The sequence below is a fragment of the Serratia sp. CY37869 genome (assembly GCF_052168895.1).
In the GTDB taxonomy this organism is placed as follows: domain Bacteria; phylum Pseudomonadota; class Gammaproteobacteria; order Enterobacterales; family Enterobacteriaceae; genus Serratia; species Serratia ureilytica.
Window position 1 is genome coordinate 776,645 of record NZ_JBJNLU010000001.1, and the last position, 18,599, is coordinate 795,243.

Below are 18,599 nucleotides of genomic sequence, written 5' to 3' on the forward strand. Positions count from 1 at the left end.
TTATATCCGTTCCAGAATCAAGGCGACGCCTTGCCCGACACCGACGCACATGGTGCACAGGGCAAAACGCCCGCCGGTGCGCCGCAGTTGATAAGCGGCGGTCATGGCCAACCTGCCGCCGGATGCCCCCAGGGGATGCCCCAGCGCGATAGCGCCGCCGTTAGGGTTGACCCGTTCCGCGTCATCCGGCAGTCCCAGGGCGCGCGTCACGGCCAGCGCCTGGGCGGCAAAGGCTTCATTCAACTCGATGACGTCCATTTGCGCCAGGCTCAAACCGGTTTGCGCCAGCACTTTGCGGACCGCGGGAACCGGCCCGTAACCCATGATGCGCGGCTCTACGCCGCAGGCGGACATGCCGACCACACGCGCCAGCGGGGCGAGTCCATACTGCACCGCCGCGCGTTCGCTGGCAATGAGCAGGGCGCTGGCCCCGTCGTTGATGCCCGAGGCGTTGCCGGCGGTGACGCTCCCCTCAGGGCGCACGACGCCTTTCAGGGCGGACAGCGCGGCCAAAGAAGTGCTGCGGGGATGTTCGTCGCGAACCAGGCTGAGCGGCTCGCCTTTGCGTTGCGGAATGCTGACGGCGATCAGTTCCTCATCAAACAGGCCCAGCTCCTGAGCGCGGGCGGTGCGCTGTTGGCTGCGCAATGCAAAGGCGTCTTGATCGGCGCGGCTGACGGCGAAATCGCGAGCCACATTTTCGGCGGTTTCAGGCATGGTTTCGACACCGAACCGCGCGCGCATTTGCGGGTTGATAAAGCGCCATCCCATCGTCGTATCTTCCATTTTCAGCGATCGGCTGAAGGCGCTGTCCGCTTTGCCGGTGACAAAGGGCGCGCGCGACATGCTTTCCACGCCGCCCGCGATGATGACCTCCGCTTCGCCGCATTTAATGGCGCGCGCCGCCATGCCTACCGCGTCCAATCCCGAACCGCACAGGCGATTGAGGGTGGTGCCCGGCACGGTGGGGGGTAATCCGGCCAACAGCAGCGCCATTCGCGCCACGTTGCGGTTGTCTTCACCGGCCTGGTTGGCGCACCCCAGAATAACGTCATCAATGGCGTGGGGATCCAACTGCGGCAGTCGGGCAAGCAGCGCCTTCAGGGGCAGAGCGGCCAAATCGTCGGCGCGCAGCGCGGATAATGCGCCGCCGTAACGGCCGAATGGCGTACGAACGGCATCGCAGATAAAAGCCTGTTGCATGGCGATTTCCTCAAGCGGGGATCAAGTCAGATTGCAGTAAACGTATCGGGGTTAACGCTTGCAGCGCGTCAAAGGTGAGCCCCGGACACAGCTCCAGCACCTGCGGGCCGTCCGGGGTGATATCAATGATTGCCATATCCGAATAAATGCGGCTGACGCAGGCCAATCCGGTCAGCGGGTAGCTGCACTGTTCCACCAGCTTGCATTCGCCGCTCTTGGTCAGATAGTCCATCATCACATAGACTTTGCGCGCGCCGATGGCCAGATCCATGGCGCCGCCCACCGCCGGGATCGCGTCTTCGGCGCCGGTGCTCCAGTTGGCCAGATCGCCGGCAGCCGAGACCTGATACGCCCCCATCACGCAGATATCGAGGTGGCCGCCGCGCATCATGGTAAAAGAGTCGGCGTGATGGAAATAACTGCCGCCGGGCAGCAAGGTCACCCGTTCTTTACCGGCGTTGATGAGTTCCGGATCTTCTTCGCCCGGCGCGGGTGACGGCCCCATGCCGAGCAGGCCGTTTTCGCTGTGCAGAATCACCTCTTTGTCGGCGGGCAGGTAGTTAGCGATGCGGGTCGGCAGCCCAATCCCGAGGTTGACGTAGGCGCCTTCCGGAATATCGCGCGCTACCCGTTGGGCTAATTGGTCGCGGGTTAATTTTTGCATGTTATGACTCCTCAGGCAGAGAGGGAAAAGGTCGCGGGGTGCGCCACCGCCACCAGGCGCTGGACGAAGATGCCCGGCGTTATCACGTTTTCCGGATCCAGTGCGCCCAGCGGCACCAATTCAGCGACCTGCGCTATCGTCGTGGCGGCGGCCATCGCCATCACCGGGCCAAAATTACGCGCCGCTTTGCGGTAAACCAGATTGCCCCAGCGGTCACCCCGATGGGCCTTTATCAAGGCGAAATCCGCCTTTAAGGGCGTTTCAAACACGTAATGCCGTCCGTCGATTTCACGCGTTTCTTTGCCTTGCGCCAGCGGCGTGCCAAAGGCGGTTGGGGTGAAAATGCCGCCCAACCCGCTGCCGGCGGCCTGCATGCGGGCGGCAAGGTTGCCCTGAGGCACCAGTTCCAGTTTGATCGCGCCGCGGCGATAAAGGTCGTCAAAGACCCACGAATCGGCCTGGCGCGGGAAGGAACAAATCATCTTTCGCACACAGCCGGTCTTGAGCAGCGCCGCGAGGCCGCTGTCGCCGTTGCCGGCGTTATTGCTGATTACCGTCAGCTCGCGGGCACCGTGTTCAATCAGCGCATCGATCAGTTCCAGCGGCTGTCCCGCGGGGCCAAAGCCGCCAATCATGATGCTCGCGCCGTCCGGAATGATGGACACGGCGTCTTCCAGGGTGGCCACACTTTTATCGATCATCTGTTGTTCCTTTCATTCGGCGCCCGCCGGGGGAGTGTTTATCGTCAATGGGAAAGTAGATCGTCCCTTTCAGGCAAACAATACCGATTATCGAAAAAGTGTGCGATTATCGGCTATTCTTTGAGAGGCATTCGCAGGTTGTGATCGTCGGCACACCGATATTTCAGGCAGACAGCGGGGTAACGAGAATGGAAAAAGAACAGGAAATTACGCGCAGCAGCACCGATCCCTGGAAGGGGGATCCCGACTTTATGGCCTCTTTGGCGCGAGGATTGGAGGTCCTGCAGGCTTTTACGCCGCAGCGGCGGCTGATGTCGGTGTCGCAGATTAGCCAGCGTACCGGCATTCCGCGCGCGGCGGTGCGCCGCTGCCTTTACACCCTGAGTAAGCTGGGCTTTGTGTACGCGGAAGACGGCAAGAATTATGAGCTGCGCCCGCGCGTCTTGTCGCTGGGTCACAACTGGCTGGGGGCTTCGCCGTTGGCCAACGCCGCGCAGCCGGTGTTGAGGCAACTCAGCCAGACGCTCAATGAGTCCTGTTCCATGGCCATATTGGACGGCGATGACATTCTTTATATCGCCCGCGCATCAACTTCGCGGATCATGACCATCGATCTGCACGTCGGCAGTCGCTTACCCGCCAGCACGACGTCGATGGGGCGGGTGCTGCTCAGCGGGCTCGCCAGTGAGACGTTGAATGACTATTTGGCGCGATTGACTCAGCTGCGTTACACCAGCCATACCCTGGTGAGCGTCAGCGCATTGCGGGAAGAGCTGGCGCGCGTGCGTCAGCAGGGATATGCCATCAACGATCAGGAGCTGGAGATTGGCCTGCGTTCACTGGCGGTGCCGCTCACCACGCCGGACGGCCGCATCGCCGCGGCGTTGAACGTCGGTGTGCATGCCGGCCAGGTTTCCGCAGAGCGTTTGCACCAGCACCACCTGCCTTTGTTGCGCTCGGCCGCCGAAGAGATATCGCTGCTGTTGCACGACTCACCTTGAGCGAGCGCGCAGGGGGCGTATGCGCCCGATTTTTTCCGCGTCTTGCGGCGTGATGCGGTGTTGTATTGTGGGCCGCGGGTAAGGTAATTTGCTGAGGGCATGATGACTGACGCGGGGGCCAACGGACATGAACGAAAGAATCGACTACCACATCGAGAAATACCATTTCGCGCCGCTGGATGAAGCCCCGCGGCTTGCGCGCCAGTGGAGCGAGGTGTTGAACGAGTGTCGCCAGACGCAGGCGGGCGCGGAAGAGCGCCTGCGCATTGCGTTGCTCAACGTGGACTATGTGACCAGTTTCGAATTGCCGTTTCGCTTATTGCTGGTGCGGGCGCCGCAGCTGATTGCCGGCCTGCGCGATGAGCTGTCGATCAGTCAAAAAAATGTGGTGTTCAACGGCAAGCGCTTTGGCTGCGTTTACAGCCTGAAGAGCGATTTAAGCGACGTGCCCGAGGCCTTCCAATACGGTCTGTCGACCCGCATTCACCGAACCTCGGCGTCGGGCGTGGACGCGCTGCCTTACCGGGAAATCGCCAAGGCGCTCAAGGCGCCGCGTGAGCGGCTTAAGCTGGCGCTGGAGCAGGGGCTGCGCGTCACGGCGCTGGACGGACTGTTCTGGTTCGGCATACAGCGCATCGCCGCCGAAGTGCGCAGGCTAAGAAAAACCGGCATGACGATCGTGACGGCGGAAACGGAGATTTTCGACACCCTGACCGGCACGACGCGCAAGGTACCGGTTTACCGGCTGGCCGATCGTTAATGGCCGTTATAGATAAAGAGGAGGCTCAGACCAGAAACCTCCTTATTGATAGCGCGGTTTATCGATAGGCTTCATTGCGCGCGATGGCATACTTCCCGCTGCCCAGCAGCAGTATGGCGACCCCACCCATAAAGAACACCAGTTCGTTTTCAATGCCCCAGGCGCCGACGTCGGTGACGGTGAAGACCTTGCCGGTGCCTACCATCAAAAACGCCACCACCAGCGTGAGGGCGTAAACCCCTGCGGCGGGGCGGGTGAACAGCCCCAAAACGATCAGTATCGGCGCCAGGATCTCCCCAACATATACGCCATAGGCGATGAAGGCGGGCAGCCCTTGTTGTTGTAACGCATCGGCGATCCAGCCGACGCCATGCTGAACTTTCGCGACGCCGTGAAACAGCATCAGCCCGCCGAAGGTTAGCCTGAGCGCCAATTTGCCTGCGTCCGGGTGGTCAAAAAAGCGAGTGAATGCCGCATTGAGTGACTTAACCATGGCTTTTTCTCCTGAATAGGAATGATTTTCAATCAATATATCAGTCGGATGAATGCGAAAGCTGTTCTGGATCAGGAAAACGGCGGGCTTGGCGCTAAATCGCCGGACGAGGCCAGCGATGCTGCCTGATTTTTAGGCGGAATAACCTGTGCGCACGGGCCGAACCGGGGATGAGAAAAGTCATCGGCAGGGTTGGCCCGCCGCGTAGCCCATCTCTTTTCTGTATGTGTTGGCTACCTGATTTGCGTTTTCATCAATGATTGTCAAAGGACAGGCAACGTAAAGATTCATAAGGTTTTTTTGCAGCAATGAAAAGGTGCGCGTTTTCGCTTTAATAACCCAATAGAGTTACCTTTATTTTTATTTTGAACCGCTAAATCATTAACGCTTTTTTTCGGCCTTTTTATTGGGAATTATCTTGCTTATTTTGCCTTGCGAAAGTTGATCCTGTGGGACGCACGGCCAGTGGCGGGTTTTATTTTTATAGATTTTCTTATTTTTTGATGACAATTCAATGCCGAAGAGAATGAGTGAGATTGACTGAGGGGGTTATGAGTGGGTGTAAATTTCCATGAACTATTTTTCCTGGCGTAAAAGTAATCGATTCAGCGCTGTTTTAAGTTATTGAATTGTTTGTTTTATGTATATTGATTTGTTATTTTTTTATTAAAAAAATAATATTTTTTCTTGATATTGGGTTTGCCTTTGCTAGTATCAAATTAGTGGTCTTATCAGTTAGGGAAACATTTCTTGTATATGGAACAGATCGCTGGTCTTAACACGGTTACTGTCGTTGCAGCGCTTACGTGGTTATTTCGCGGTTATAGTAAATGATATCTCTAATGCCACTTTAGTCTGCGAGACCCTTTACTGCAGTGGTGCTTTTGCCGCGGTAAGCCGTATGAGAACACACATGAAGGGGAATTGAATCTTAAATTATTCTGATCATTACCCTGAGTTAACTATAAAAGAACGATACTTTATCCACCAGGCTGTTTGTGTACCAATAGGTATTCGGTGCACCACGGCGGAATGTTAATCTGTGCTTTAGCTTTAAAATTAATAATCAAAACTCTCGCCAAATTGTTTATTTTCACACCAGGTTTCGCATGTGTAAGTACTGAGTGCTGGAAATGAAAGTCACACTGCCATCGTCTTCTATTGATCATTGCGTGCTACCCGCTTGCAAGAAACGACTGGCTGTCATGGTTTTATGAAAAAATTTCACTATTTACTGTGGTTATCATTTGCTAATTAAATTATTTGTATCCAGTGGTATTACTGGAATTATCCTACCAAGGATGAAACGTTGTTTTTAGGGCAGTTTTTGATTTTTTTCCTATTCTTAGCTTGCATAATTATCGTTTGCAATTTATTGATTTTAAAAGGAAAAAATAAATATGTAAATGTAAAATAGTTTAAACCGATCACTGTGATTCTATTGATAGGTTCAATCTATTATTGTTGTTAATATTAATACATCTAAACAATTTGCGAGCTTGGTGACGACTAACTTACGCTAAAAGGACTCTGGGAAAGACTGGCGAACGTAAAAGCCCGCTTTATTAGGCTTTATGTTTCTAGTGCTGATTGAAAAGGATATCAGGCCATGAATGAAGTCATCTCAACGGAAGTGAATGGCGTCGAATTTGATCCACGATACAGTGAAATTGAATTCACGCTTTCGGAATATGACAGCCAAACCGATCCGCTTAATGCCGTAGACAATGCGCGTGATATCAATTGGCACGCCATTCGCGAGCAGTCTGCTGCGTTGCTGGAACAGTGCTTCGATTTACATGTCGTGCTGTGGTTTATGCGCGCCAATCTTCATATCGACGGTTTTTCGGCCTTCTACCAGGGCATTAAGGATATTGACGCCAAATATGCCGAGGAGGGCGCCACCATTTTCCCTCAGGCGGATATGGAACCCTCATCGGACAGCTTTCATGCGGCCGCATTAGGGTGGCTCGCCACATCGTCCTGTCTGCACGAAATCAAGAACAGCAAGATTTTTCCCGACACGCCGTTAACCACCGACGAGCTGCTGAATATGCGGCTTGACGAGCAGGAAGGCAAAAGCCTGCATTTTTCGGAGGTGGTAAAGGTGCTGGGGCAAGCCGACAGTTATTTTGCCGGCAGAAATCTGCCTTCGCTGAAAGAGCAATTGGCGCTGGAAATCGATGCGCTGGAGCGCGTCGAGAATTACGCCAATCTGCAGGCTGAAGATTATCGTTTGGACTGCCGGCAGGTGCGCGACTATTTGAAACAGTTCAACCGCCAGCTGGCTTCACTGGAACAGCAGGAATTGCCGGCTGAACGGGATGACGCGGAGATTGACTCGCCGGATGCTGACGCGCCTGTCGCCATGCCCGGCAAATATATCCGTTCCCGGCAGGATGTCATCTTGCTGTTGGATCAGGTTTTGGACTATTTCCAAAACTATGAGCCCAGCCATCCGGCCCCCATTCTTATTCGACGTTCACAAAAAATGATCGGTATGGACTTCGCGACGATTGTTGAGGAGCTTTTGCCGGAATCTCTGGCCTCGTTAAATCAATTGTCCGGGAAGTAATTTTTATCACAAAGGAGTTTTCCAATGGCTAAGGACTCAAGCTCTCAGAAATTTATCGGTAAAAATAACGCGCCGCGCGTGCAAATTGAATATGACGTAGAGCTTTACGGTTCACAAAAGAAAGTGGAGTTGCCCTTTGTTACGGGGGTCATGTCCGATCTCTCTGGGCATCGGAAAAAGCCTTTGCTGCCGATCGAAGAGCGGAAATTCCTGACCTTTGATCAGGACAACTTCAACGATCGTATGCGCGCCATCAAGCCTCGTCTGCAATTTTACGTAGAGAACACCCTGAGCGAAGACGATGCGTTGCTGGACGTGGAATTGGAGTTTGAATCGATGGATGACTTCACGCCTGGCGCCATCGCCAAACGGGTTCCGCAGATGCAACGCCTGCTTGAAGCCCGGGAACATCTCACGGAGCTGATCACCTATATGGATGGTAAATCCAGCGCGGAAGAAGTGGTGAAGAATCTGCTGGAGAAACCCGATTTTCTGCATCGTTTGGTGACGGATGCGCGTAAAACGGTCGCGGATGCGGAACAGGATGTGCAGGATTCCGGCAATAAAGGAGATGAGGAATGAGAGCGAGGCAACGACGCTATTCGGCTAAGCAGCAGGCTACGGCAGTCGCTGAAGTTGAAACGCAGGAAACGGAAAATGAGCTTGACGGTTTGCTCAAGCGTTCATTCCGGCCCAGAACGAACGAGGCTTCGGAAGCGGTTCGTCGGGCTATCGGCACGCTGTCCGAATATGCCAATAAAGGCAAGGTCAAGGTCAGTCAGGATGTCGTATTGACCATTGAATCGTTGATTGCCCAGATCGACGAACAGCTTTCGCAACAGATGAACAATATCTTGCACCACAAGGAGTTCCAGAAGCTGGAGTCCGCCTGGCAAGGTCTGAGTTATCTGGTCGATAACACCAACGTCAGCGAAACGCTCAAGATCCGGGTGTTGAACATCAGTCAGGATGAGCTGACGCGCAATTTGCGCCGCTATCGGGGCTCCGCCTGGGATCAAAGCCCGGTGTTCAAACAGATTTACGAACAGGAATATGGTCAGTTCGGCGGCGAGCCGTTCGGTTGCATCATCGGCGATTTTGAATTCGATCACAGCCCGATGAGCGTTACGCTGCTGACCGAGTTGGCGAAAATTTCCGCGGCGTCGCACTGTCCGTTCATTTCCGCCGCGTCGCCGTCGCTGCTGCAGATGAGCAAGTGGAACGAACTGGGCAACCCGCGGGATATCGGCAAGATTTTCACCACGCCGGAATATGCGTCCTGGCGCCGCCTGCGCGAAAGCAACGACTCGCGTTACCTGGTGTTGACGATGCCGCGTTTCCTGTCGCGTTTGCCTTATGGGGCGAAAACCAACCCGATCGAAGAGTTCGCTTTCGAGGAGTCCGTCAGGCCGGATGTGGATGATGATTTTTCCTGGGCCAACTCGGCGTATGCGATGGGCGTCAACATCAACCGCGCGTTCCATGAGTACGGCTGGTGTTCGAAGATTCGCGGCATCGAATCCGGCGGCTCGGTGGAAGAACTGCCCGCCTACGCGTTTCCATCCGATGAGGGCGGATATGAACTGACGTGCCCGACGGAAGTGGCCATTTCCGATCGGCGCGAGCAAGAGCTTTCCGACGCCGGGTTCTTGCCCCTGGTCTATCGCAAGCATTCCGATTTCGCCGCTTTTATCGGTTCTTGCACCATGCACGCGCCGGCGAAATACGAGGATCCCGACGCGACGGCCAACGCCAAGCTGTCTTCGCGCTTGCCTTATATTTTCGCCACGTGCCGATTCGCGCACTATTTGAAATGCATCGTGCGCGACAAAATCGGTTCTTTTCGGTCCAGGGACGATATGCAGCTGTGGCTGAATGACTGGCTGATGAACTATGTCGATGGCGATCCTTCCGTATCGACCGAGGCGACCAAGGCGCGTCGTCCATTAGCCGCCGCCGAGGTGCGCGTTGAGGATGTAGAAGACGATCCGGGTTATTACCGCGCGCATTTCTATTTGCGCCCGCATTACCAGTTGGAAGGCATGACCGTGTCCTTGCGACTTGTATCAAAACTTCCGTCAGCCAAAAAAGATGGGAGCAGATAAGTTACGGCTGGTCATTGGTTTGGATATTGCCGACGTTAATTATTAAATGGCGTTGGTGGGAATTGATATTTCATTGAAATTTAGCGGCGCTGTTTTTTACGCTATTGCTATTTATTAATGGCTAATGGGTTCTCATTGTCGCTATTTCAATGATCGCGTAGGCAATATAACGACTTATCTGAATAGACTTTTCAATTAACGAAGTAGACCTATCAGTCAAGGAGACAAAAAATGAGCACGAAAGCTTTAGTAGACTATTTTTTGAAAATTGAGGGTGTTGATGGTGAATCACCCGACCAAACCTACCCTGGCTGGATTCAGCTGCAAGCCTGGCAATGGGCGGAAGAAAACGCCGGCCGTTGGGGGTTCGGGAGCGGCGGTGGTTCAGGCAAAGTCGAGATGAAAGACTTTGAGTTTCGCATGGTGAGCAATAAGGCTTCGCCGAAACTGTTCCTGATGTGCGCCACCGGCGAGCATATTCCTCAGGCAAAACTTGTTTGCCGTAAATCAGGCCAGGGTCAGCAAGACTTCATTGCCGTGACCTTCAGCAACTGCCTGGTTTCTTCATTCAAGACCGTGGGTAATATGCCGCTGAATTCCACCATCGGTACTGAAATCGATACCGTGCTGCCAACCGACGTTATCAAGCTGAATTTCGCACGTATCGAAGTTGAGTACAAAGAGCAAAACAATGATGGCTCCATGGGTGCGGTAATTAAGACGGGGTATGACCTCAAGCTTAATGCCCGTATCTGATCATTGATGTCACAACACTAATTGCAGGCTGTCTGCCCGCAGCGATTGCGGGCAGACATAAGCCTTATCGCGAGGTGTTAAATGAAAGCGTCATTGCCCATGCTATTCGATAAGCTCAGCGTGAGACATCAAAGCGCCAGCGCCGATAATTGGCGGCGTGTTTTGGTGCGTGATATCGAATTTTTACTGAATGACGCATCGCGCAGCGCTGATTTGAAACTTCATGATTATGCGCACAGCGAAAGTTCGGTATTGAATTATGGCCTGCCGTCGCTGAGCCAACGCATACCGATTAATACCGATCCGTTAACGCTGGCGAGACATATACAAAGAATCATTACTTCGTTTGAGCCGCGTCTGGATCCGAAAACGATTCGTGTGGTGCCTGTAGTGAATGAACGCCAATCGTATGTGCTGGCGATTTTATTCGATATTTATGGCACCTGCTCATTACCGGGTGACGAAATGCTGGTTAATTTGCGCATCGCTCTTGATTATTCCTGTGGCGCCGTACACGTATTTGATTAATAGGGGTGACTATGTTCAGTGAGCGCTTTCTCCAATTATATAATGATGAGCTGCGTTATTTTCGCGAGGCCGGTCGTCAGTTCGCCTCTTCTCATCCCCAGGTCGCCCAGCATTTAGGCATGCATATCGACGGCGTGCTGGATCCTTTCGTTGAGCGTCTGTTGGAGGGCTCCGCGTTCCTTTGCACCCGCATCCAGGAAAAGCTGAACAATGAGCAGCCGGAATTTGCCCTGCAAATGCTCTCACGCCTGGCGCCGCTGTGGTATACGCCGGTTCCCGCGATCGCTACCGTCGCGATTAAGCCCGATCTCTCTTTTCCCCAGTGGCACAGCCAGGTTGACCTGCCGCGCGGGAGCCGCATGACCCTCAACGATATCTCGCTGAACAACAAACCCGCCACGTTCACCACGGCGCGGCATATTAAAGTGCAGCCCGTTGAGATTTCACTGGCGGAATGTGAGATTTTGCCGCCGCACCATTTGCCTGACGGCGCCGCCAGACACATGCAGGATTGCTCGGCCTACGTCAGGATATGCCTGACGACGCACGGCGTGCTTCCCGTCTCGGAGCTGGATCTCGAGCCGCTGCACCTGACGCTGGCGGAAGATACGGTGCGGGCCAATCAACTGCTGGCCGCGTTGCTTAATCGCACCTTGCGCATCGTGCTATGGGCGAAAAGCGACGACCGGCCAATCGTCAAAGTCTTGCAGCCGGACAGCTTGCGCCTGGGCGGCGTCAGCGATGAAGAAGCCTTGTTGCCCACCGTGGTGGGGGAACTGCCCGGCAACCGGCTGATGCGCGAATACTTCGCCGCGCCAAGCCGCTTCTTCAGCCTGGAGCTGCATGGCGTGCAGGATTTTCTGCGCCAATGTGAACGCGTTCACGAGTTCGAGATCTTGTTCGCGCTGGAGCAACGCCCACTCACTCTGATCGGTCGCGTCAACGCCAGGGATTTTCATCTTTTCGCGACCCCGGTCATCAACCTGTATCGCCGCCATTGCTCGCCGGTGCTGCTGACGGATGAGCGCACGGAGCACCAGCTGGTGGTCGATCGTTTGAACACCTCGCTGTATGAGATACACAGCGTAAAACAAGTGAAAGGCATGCTGCCCGACGGCAACCCGGTGATTTTCTCTTCGCTGCAGGCCGACGTGCAGTACGACTGCGAGCGGGAGCCGGCCGGTTATACGCTGCACCGTCGCCGGGAGCCGTCGCCCTCCAAGTACAACAATCCGCACCTGCCCAACGAAGATACCTTCATCGCCATCTCGCCGGGCAAAAGCGGCATCGACATCGACGACATCACGTCGCTCAGCGTCGAGGCGCTGGTATGCGAACGGCATCTGGTGCCGGCGCACCTTCAGCAGCCGCATTTCCAGCTGGAAACGGCGATGCCGATCCACCAGGTGGAGATCGTCCGCTACCCGAGCAACCCGGTCGCGGTGCCGAACATCAGCCAGGCGTGGCAGGCGATCCAGATGCTGGCCTCCAATCCTTTGCGCCATGCGCGCCCCGACGTTCAGGATTGTTCGGCGCTGTTGCGCGACTGGCTGTCGTTGTTCTGCCATCAGGATGACTCCAGCCAGCGCAAGCGCATCGCCAGCATCAAAAACGCCTGGGTGGAGCACCACTTCGAACGCAATCAGGGGCCGGGGCCGCTGGCCTGGATCCGCGGAGCCGAGATCGCCGTCAACTTAAGCGCCAACCATCATGCCGACCACGGCGCCTATCTGTTCGGCAAAATATTGCACCACGCGTTGAGCCAATACGGCGACCTGAACCAAACGTTAAGCATGAAGCTGTTGCTGGATGGGGAAACCCACGCCGACTGGGGGGCGCTCTACTATGGCTGATATGTCGTTGATGCGTGAAACGGCGCTTTCGTTGGAACAGGCGCCGACGCCGGGGGCGCAAAGCGAAAGCGCGGGCCAGGCCGAAATCCGCGGGCTGTCCAATCGACAGGATTTTTTCGAGCTGCTGCGGCGTATCGAACGCGCGCAGCCGGATGCGCCGCGGCTCGGCGTCTCCAACGATCGCAGCCGCGAAAGGCTCTGCATCACCCAGCCGGCGGATATGGCGTTCGCTTCGCGTGAAATCGCCTCTATCGTGCAGCGCCCTAAGCAAGTGCTGATTCAGGCGCGGCATTTCGGCATGTTCGCCCCCTACGGCCCGCTGCCGATCCATGTGACCGAGCACGCGCGCACCGAAGTCATCGCCAGACGCAACCAGGCGTTCCAGCAGTTCGTCGGCATCGTCAGCCAGCGCTTCGCCGTATTGCACTACCGGGCCTGGGCGCAGCTGAAGGCGATGATCGGCCATGAGCATGACGATGACAAAAACCCGTTCTTGCGCCATTTGCGCCAGACGGTGGGCGTCGATACGGCGCTGACGGTGAACCCGCATATCCAGCGCCTGCGCGAGGCGTACCCCGGCACTTATCTGCCCGGTCGCCGCTCGCTGCGGCAGCTCAACAAGATGTTGGCGGCCTATTTCGCCGTTCCCATCACGATTACGCCGCGCTACGCCAAGTGGATCGACGACGGCAAGCAAAGCGGCAGCCAAAAGCTGGGCAAGTTGGGCAGCACGCGCATCGGCAGCCGCTTTTTCGATGCCCAGTACGGCGCGCATATTCAGATCGGCCCGCTGGGGGCCCCGCAGTATCAGCAGTATCAGCGCGGCAGCAGGCGGCTGCAGGCGTTGGTGAGCATCTGTCATGACTTTACGAGCCATCAGCTGATGCTGGATGTCAGCCTGCTGATTGCCACGGAGCCGGGCATGGCGGCGCAGCTGGGCGGCAAGTCGCTGAGTAAAGACAGCTGGCTGAAACCTAAGACAGGGACGTTTAGGCAGCTGGTTTATCAATCAACAACTTAATATAAGGAAATTTAAGGTGTATCAACGAGAACGTCTTTTTTCGCGATTGGGCCACTTTGCCTATCAGTCGTTCGTCGAAGCGACCAAGCTGTGCCGAACCTTCAGGCACGAATACGTGGAGCTGGAACACTGGCTGAAAGTCCTGGTGGACAAGGAACGCGGCGACTTGCCGATGATCCTGGCGCACTACGCCATCAACAGTCAGCGCATCAGCGATGCGTTGGATCGCATTCTTCATACCTTGCCTAACCGGACGAATGCGGTGGTGGACCTGTCGACGCAACTGGAAACGGTGGTGGAAAGAGGGCTGCTGATGAGCCAGCTCGCCGAAACGCCGTCCGGCGGGGTGCGCACCATTCATATCTTGGTCGGCATTCTGCAGGATCCCACGTTGCAGCGCAGCCTGTACCGGCTGAGCGACGAGTTCAAAAAACTGCCGATCCCGCAGCTGTTCGACGATTATCCGGCGATTCTGGCGGAGTCCGTCGAGCATGAGGAAGAGGAAGAAGAGGTCTACAGCGCCCACGGCGATGCGCCGGAGGCGTCCGAGACGGTCGATATTCTCGATAAATGGTGCGCCGATCTGACCCGCCAGGCGCGCGACGGTGAAATCGACCCGGTGATTGGCCGCGAAGCGGAGCTGCGCCAGGTGATCGACATCTTGCTGCGTCGCCGGCAGAACAACCCGATTTTGGTGGGCGAAGCCGGGGTCGGCAAAACGGCGGTGGCGGAAGCGCTGGCCTGCAAGATAGCCCAGGGGCAGGTGCCGCCGCTGCTGCAGGGCGCCCGGCTGCTGTCTTTGGATCTGGGGCGCATGCAGGCCGGGGCGAGCATGAGGGGCGAATTCGAATCGCGCCTGAAAGCGCTGATCGACGCCATCGCGCATTCGGCGGTGCCGGTGATCCTGTTTTGCGACGAGGCGCATACGCTGGTGGGCGCCGGCGGGCAGGCCGGCACCGGCGACGCCGTCAACCTGTTGAAACCGATGTTGGCCAGGGGGGCGCTGCGCATGGTGGCGGCGACGACCTGGTCGGAATACAAACAGTTCATCGAGCCGGACGCCGCGCTGACGCGCCGTTTCCAGTACGTGTTGGTTTCTGAACCCGACGAAGAGAATGCGGTGAACATGATGCGCGCCATCGCCCCGCATTTTGCCCAGCACCACAGCGTCAAGATCCGTGAGTCGGCGCTGCAGGCGGCGGTGCATTTGTCGCTGCGCCATCTGCCGTCGCGGCAACTGCCGGATAAAGCCATCAGCTTGCTGGACACCGCCTGCGCGCGGGTGGCGCTGAGCCAGCATGCGCTGCCTGAAAAAATCGAGTCGCTCGAGGCCGGGTTGGCGGTGAAGCGCACCGAAATGAACGGCCTGCAGGAGGAAAGCAAATTCGACGATCTGGCGCTCACCCGCATCACTGAATTGCAGCAGACCCTCAGCGATATGGAAGGTGAACTGGATGCGCTGCGTCAGCGGCAGGCGCAGGAGCAACAGGCGGTCACCACCTTGCTCGACGCGGAGCGGCAGTCGCCGGAGCGCTTGCCGCAGTTGGCCTCCGAGCTGGGAGCCTTGCAAGACGGCGGCCTGCCGTTGGTGTATCCGTGGGTGGATGACCGCGTCGTGGCGGAGGTGTTGTCGGATTGGACCGGCATCCCCACCGGCCGCATGCTGCAAAGCGATCTGGACAATGCGCTCAATCTCAACCAACTGCTGAGCCGCCAGATATTCGGCCAGCAGACGGCGATCGATGAAATCGCGCAGGCGGTGCGCATCTCCCGCGCCGGCATTCAGGCGCACGATCGGCCATTGGGCGTTTTCATGCTGTCCGGCCCGAGCGGCGTCGGCAAAACGGAGACCGCGTTTGCGCTGGCGGAGGCGATGTACGGCGGCGCGCATAACCTGATCGTCTTCAATATGAGCGAGTTTCAGGAATCGCATACCGTTTCCACCCTGAAAGGGGCGCCGCCGGGCTATGTCGGCTACGGCAAGGGCGGCAAGTTGACGGAGGCGGTGCGCCGCAAACCTTATTCCATCGTCTTGCTCGACGAATTCGACAAGGCGCATCCCGATATCCACGAGGCGTTTTATCAAGTCTTCGACAAGGGCGTGATGGAAGACGGTGAGGGCCGCATGATCAGCTTCCGCCAGTGTTTCATTTTAATGACGAGCAATATCGGCGCCGGCGAAATAGAAGCGACGCTGGCGGAAACGCCGGATCTGAAAACCGAAGCGCTGCGGCCGATGCTGCATGACGTGCTGGCGCGCTTCTTCCCGGCGGCGCTGTTGGCGCGCATGAACGTCATTCCCTACGTGCCGCTTTCTACCGAAGCGATAACCCATATCGCCACCAAACAGATTTCGCGTTTACAACAGCGTTTGCACAAAGAAGTGGGCGTGTCGCTGGTGCTGGAAGGCGACATTCCAGGCTGGATAGCCAAACGCATCAGCGCCCATCCTTCGCGCGGCAGAGCGGTCGAGTCGCTGCTGCAGCAGGCGATTTTGCCGCCCATCAGCAATGAAGTGCTGCAGCGCAAACGGACGGGACAGGAACTGCAGAATATCCAACTCATGGTCGAGAACGATAGTTTAAGTGTTTATTTCGACTGATTTTTAATTTGCCGCCGGCCCGCAAACGCGGGGCGGGGTTCGATATCGGATCAGAGAGGTTGTTATGCCTTTAATCGAAATTGATAACCCGGTGTTAGCCGAATTAAATGCGTTTCCACTCAGCTTCACCACCAAAGAAGGGTTGTCGAGCAACTCGCAATATACGCTCGAATTCGAATGTGAACAGGCGGACGTTGATTATGAATCTCTGCTGGGTCAAGGGATCAGCATTCAAATAGAAAGGCCGGATTTCGGCGCGCGGCCGTTTTACGCTTACGTGATCGGCGCCTCCGATTCGGGGCAGCATCAGGATAAGTTCGTTTATAAGCTGGAGCTGAGCACCTGGCTGTGGTTTTTGATGCAGAACCGCAACAGCCGCATTTTCCAGGATTTGAACGTGCTCGACATCATCGAGCAAATCTTCTCGCGCTACGGTTTTGCCGACTACCGTCTGGATATTCAAGGCACTTATCCGACGCGTGAATATTGCGTGCAGTTTTCCGAAACGGATTTCGCGTTTATCAGCCGCCTGCTTGAAGACGAAGGCATCTGGTATTACTTCGATCACGCCGAGGATAAACACACGCTGGTGATCACCGACCGGCAGAATTTCGACGATCTGGATTTCGGTTACGCCGTGTTGCCGTTCATGCCGGACAGCGAAGAAAACCGCGCCATCCGCGAAGGGATCCAGCGCATCCAGCGTTCACGCAAAGTACGCCCGAATGAAATCGTGCTGCGCGACTTCGACTTCCAGAACCCGCGCAAGAACCTGCAAACCAAGGTGGAAGAGAGCCGCCTCGGCCTGCAGAACACCCCGTTGGAGTGGTATGACTACGCGGCGGGTTATGTGGATACCGAACGCGGTGAAAACCTGGCGCGGCTGCGCCTTGAAGAAATGCAAAGCGACGGCCATCTGCTGTTTGGCGAGAGCAACGCCGTCGGGTTGATGGCCGGCAAGGATTTCTCCTTGATTTTGCACCCGGACGCCAACCGCAATCGCCGCTTCAAGCTGACTCGCTGCGACTATGTGTTCGTGCAAGACGGCCCGGACAGCAGCAGCGACGGCCGCAACGTCACCTGCCGTTTCAATGCGTTGAACGACGACGTGCCGTTCCGCCCGCTGCGCGAAACGCCAAAGCCGCAGATGCCGGGCATCCAGAGCGCCACCGTGGTCGGCGCGCCCAACTCCGAAGTGCATACCGACAAATTTGCGCGCATCCGCGTGCATTTCCACTGGGATCGCTACAAAACCACCGAGGAAGACAGCTCTTGTTGGATCCGCGTGGTGCAGGCCTGGGCCGGGAAAGGCTGGGGCGTGATCGCCATGCCGCGCGTCGGTCAGGAAGTGCTGGTGACCTATGTCGACGGCGATCTCGATCGTCCGATGGTGACCGGGATTGTGTATAACGGCGACAACCCGCCGCCTTATCAGTTGCCTGAATACATCAACTACTCGGGCATGGTGTCGCGTTCGCTGCGCTTCGGCAAGCCGCAGCATGCCAGCCAGTTGACCTTCGATGACAACCGCAACAACGAACGCGTCATGCTGCATGCCGAACGCGATCTGCAAACCACGGTGGAGCGCAACCAGGCCACCGAGGTGGGAATGGACAAGTTCGACATCATCCGCCGCACCTTTACCGACTGGTTCACCAACCACGTCTCTTACAAGGATTACGTCTTCAGCATTACCGGGTTTGACGCCTCGATTAAAGGCGTCAGCGCGTCGATGACCGGCGTCAGCCTCACCGCCACCGGCGTGAGCACCTCGTTTACCGGCGTCAGCACCTCGTTCACCGGCGTGAGCACGTCATTTACCGGCGTCAGCACTTCGTTCACCGGGCTGAGCACCTCGTTTACCGGGCAGAGCACCAGCTGCACCGGCGTATCAAACTCGATGACCGGCGAAAGCAACTCCTTCACCAGCATCAGCAACAGCATGACCGGCGAAAGCAACAGCTACACCACGGTCAGCACCAGCCAGACCGGCAGCAGCACCAGCTTTACCGGCGTCAGCGTCAGCACCACCGGCTCGTCGACCAGCACCACCGGCTGCAGCATCAGCACCACCGGATCGTCGACCAGCACCACCGGCTGCAGCATCAGCACCACCGGCAGCAGCGTGAGCACCACCGGCAGCAGCGTCGGCACCACCGGCAGCAGCGTCAGCAGCACCGGCAGCAGCGTCAGCAATACCGGCAGCAGCGTCAGCAATACCGGCAGCAGCACCAGCACGACAGGGGTGTCGATCAGCTATACCGGCGCGTCACTGTCCGAGACCGGCGTCGATTTGAAAAAAGTCGGGATGCAAAGCAAAAACTAACGAGGCGCGGC

The 18,599-nt window shown here is 56.6% G+C and carries 15 protein-coding genes; 11 read left to right on the forward strand and 4 right to left on the reverse strand.

Annotated elements, in window-relative coordinates; all coding sequences use genetic code 11:
* The 3 genes from pcaF to ACJ8J1_RS03785 are packed head-to-tail and all read right to left on the reverse strand — an operon-like array spanning position 1 to position 2,568.
* On the reverse strand, positions 1-1,203 hold the full coding sequence (gene pcaF, locus ACJ8J1_RS03775; protein ID WP_033643670.1) for a 3-oxoadipyl-CoA thiolase: 1,203 nt from the start codon (positions 1,201-1,203) through the stop codon (positions 1-3).
* Positions 1,204-1,213: 10 nt separating this feature from the next.
* A complete protein-coding gene (locus ACJ8J1_RS03780; protein WP_033643669.1) occupies positions 1,214-1,867 on the reverse strand; it encodes a 3-oxoacid CoA-transferase subunit B in 654 nt (217 codons plus the stop codon).
* An 11-nt stretch (positions 1,868-1,878) separates the two neighbouring features.
* Positions 1,879-2,568: a 3-oxoacid CoA-transferase subunit A gene (locus ACJ8J1_RS03785; protein ID WP_033643668.1), complete on the reverse strand. Its 690-nt coding sequence runs from the start codon at positions 2,566-2,568 to the stop codon at positions 1,879-1,881.
* A gap of 188 nt (positions 2,569-2,756) precedes the next feature.
* On the opposite strand from ACJ8J1_RS03785, the gene ACJ8J1_RS03790 reads away from it, so the two are divergent.
* Together ACJ8J1_RS03790 and ACJ8J1_RS03795 are read left to right on the forward strand one after the other, a co-directional pair.
* On the forward strand, positions 2,757-3,569 hold the full coding sequence (locus ACJ8J1_RS03790) for an IclR family transcriptional regulator domain-containing protein (RefSeq protein ID WP_033643667.1): 813 nt from the start codon (positions 2,757-2,759) through the stop codon (positions 3,567-3,569).
* A 127-nt stretch (positions 3,570-3,696) separates the two neighbouring features.
* On the forward strand, positions 3,697-4,329 hold the full coding sequence (locus ACJ8J1_RS03795; RefSeq protein WP_033643666.1) for a helix-turn-helix domain-containing protein: 633 nt from the start codon (positions 3,697-3,699) through the stop codon (positions 4,327-4,329).
* Between the two features lie 58 nt (positions 4,330-4,387).
* On the opposite strand, the gene ACJ8J1_RS03800 is transcribed toward ACJ8J1_RS03795, so the two are convergent.
* Positions 4,388-4,822 carry a DoxX family protein gene (locus ACJ8J1_RS03800; protein ID WP_033643665.1) on the reverse strand — a complete coding sequence of 145 codons (435 nt, stop codon included), beginning with the start codon at positions 4,820-4,822 and terminating at the stop codon, positions 4,388-4,390.
* A gap of 1,609 nt (positions 4,823-6,431) precedes the next feature.
* On the opposite strand from ACJ8J1_RS03800, the gene ACJ8J1_RS03805 reads away from it, so the two are divergent.
* The 9 genes from ACJ8J1_RS03805 (at position 6,432) to vgrG (ending at position 18,588) form a co-directional block, all read left to right on the forward strand.
* Complete coding sequence (locus ACJ8J1_RS03805) at positions 6,432-7,397, forward strand: ImpA family type VI secretion system protein (RefSeq protein WP_033643664.1); 966 nt, start codon at positions 6,432-6,434, stop codon at positions 7,395-7,397.
* A 24-nt stretch (positions 7,398-7,421) separates the two neighbouring features.
* Positions 7,422-7,979 (forward strand): type VI secretion system contractile sheath small subunit, encoded by a 558-nt coding sequence (gene tssB / locus ACJ8J1_RS03810; protein ID WP_033643663.1) that lies wholly within the window; start codon positions 7,422-7,424, stop codon positions 7,977-7,979.
* Positions 7,976-9,502, forward strand: coding sequence for a type VI secretion system contractile sheath large subunit (gene tssC, locus ACJ8J1_RS03815; protein ID WP_033643662.1), 1,527 nt, complete (start codon positions 7,976-7,978; stop codon positions 9,500-9,502). The genes tssB and tssC overlap by 4 nt, the downstream gene beginning before the upstream one ends.
* Before the next feature lie 231 nt (positions 9,503-9,733).
* A complete protein-coding gene (locus ACJ8J1_RS03820) occupies positions 9,734-10,258 on the forward strand; it encodes an Hcp family type VI secretion system effector (protein WP_004935369.1) in 525 nt (174 codons plus the stop codon).
* 81 nt (positions 10,259-10,339) lie between these two features.
* A complete protein-coding gene (locus ACJ8J1_RS03825; RefSeq protein WP_015378391.1) occupies positions 10,340-10,786 on the forward strand; it encodes a type VI secretion system baseplate subunit TssE in 447 nt (148 codons plus the stop codon).
* 11 nt (positions 10,787-10,797) lie between these two features.
* Positions 10,798-12,639 (forward strand): type VI secretion system baseplate subunit TssF, encoded by a 1,842-nt coding sequence (tssF, locus tag ACJ8J1_RS03830; RefSeq protein WP_033643661.1) that lies wholly within the window; start codon positions 10,798-10,800, stop codon positions 12,637-12,639.
* Positions 12,632-13,660, forward strand: a complete 1,029-nt coding sequence (tssG, locus tag ACJ8J1_RS03835) for a type VI secretion system baseplate subunit TssG (RefSeq protein WP_004935359.1) — start codon at positions 12,632-12,634, stop codon at positions 13,658-13,660. Before tssF ends, tssG begins: the two co-directional genes overlap by 8 nt.
* A 16-nt stretch (positions 13,661-13,676) precedes the next feature.
* Positions 13,677-16,262, forward strand: a complete 2,586-nt coding sequence (tssH, locus tag ACJ8J1_RS03840; RefSeq protein WP_033643660.1) for a type VI secretion system ATPase TssH — start codon at positions 13,677-13,679, stop codon at positions 16,260-16,262.
* A gap of 64 nt (positions 16,263-16,326) precedes the next feature.
* Complete coding sequence (gene vgrG, locus ACJ8J1_RS03845; protein ID WP_004935351.1) at positions 16,327-18,588, forward strand: type VI secretion system tip protein VgrG; 2,262 nt, start codon at positions 16,327-16,329, stop codon at positions 18,586-18,588.
* Positions 18,589-18,599: the final 11 nt, after the last annotated feature.

Coding starts and splice junctions, on each gene's coding strand:
- pcaF (WP_033643670.1), bottom strand. CDS start 1,203: ATGCAACAGGCTTTTATCTGCGATGCCGTTCGTACGCCATTCGGCCGT.
- ACJ8J1_RS03780 (WP_033643669.1), bottom strand. CDS start 1,867: ATGCAAAAATTAACCCGCGACCAATTAGCCCAACGGGTAGCGCGCGAT.
- ACJ8J1_RS03785 (WP_033643668.1), bottom strand. CDS start 2,568: ATGATCGATAAAAGTGTGGCCACCCTGGAAGACGCCGTGTCCATCATT.
- ACJ8J1_RS03790 (WP_033643667.1), top strand. CDS start 2,757: ATGGAAAAAGAACAGGAAATTACGCGCAGCAGCACCGATCCCTGGAAG.
- ACJ8J1_RS03795 (WP_033643666.1), top strand. CDS start 3,697: ATGAACGAAAGAATCGACTACCACATCGAGAAATACCATTTCGCGCCG.
- ACJ8J1_RS03800 (WP_033643665.1), bottom strand. CDS start 4,822: ATGGTTAAGTCACTCAATGCGGCATTCACTCGCTTTTTTGACCACCCG.
- ACJ8J1_RS03805 (WP_033643664.1), top strand. CDS start 6,432: ATGAATGAAGTCATCTCAACGGAAGTGAATGGCGTCGAATTTGATCCA.
- tssB (WP_033643663.1), top strand. CDS start 7,422: ATGGCTAAGGACTCAAGCTCTCAGAAATTTATCGGTAAAAATAACGCG.
- tssC (WP_033643662.1), top strand. CDS start 7,976: ATGAGAGCGAGGCAACGACGCTATTCGGCTAAGCAGCAGGCTACGGCA.
- ACJ8J1_RS03820 (WP_004935369.1), top strand. CDS start 9,734: ATGAGCACGAAAGCTTTAGTAGACTATTTTTTGAAAATTGAGGGTGTT.
- ACJ8J1_RS03825 (WP_015378391.1), top strand. CDS start 10,340: ATGAAAGCGTCATTGCCCATGCTATTCGATAAGCTCAGCGTGAGACAT.
- tssF (WP_033643661.1), top strand. CDS start 10,798: ATGTTCAGTGAGCGCTTTCTCCAATTATATAATGATGAGCTGCGTTAT.
- tssG (WP_004935359.1), top strand. CDS start 12,632: ATGGCTGATATGTCGTTGATGCGTGAAACGGCGCTTTCGTTGGAACAG.
- vgrG (WP_004935351.1), top strand. CDS start 16,327: ATGCCTTTAATCGAAATTGATAACCCGGTGTTAGCCGAATTAAATGCG.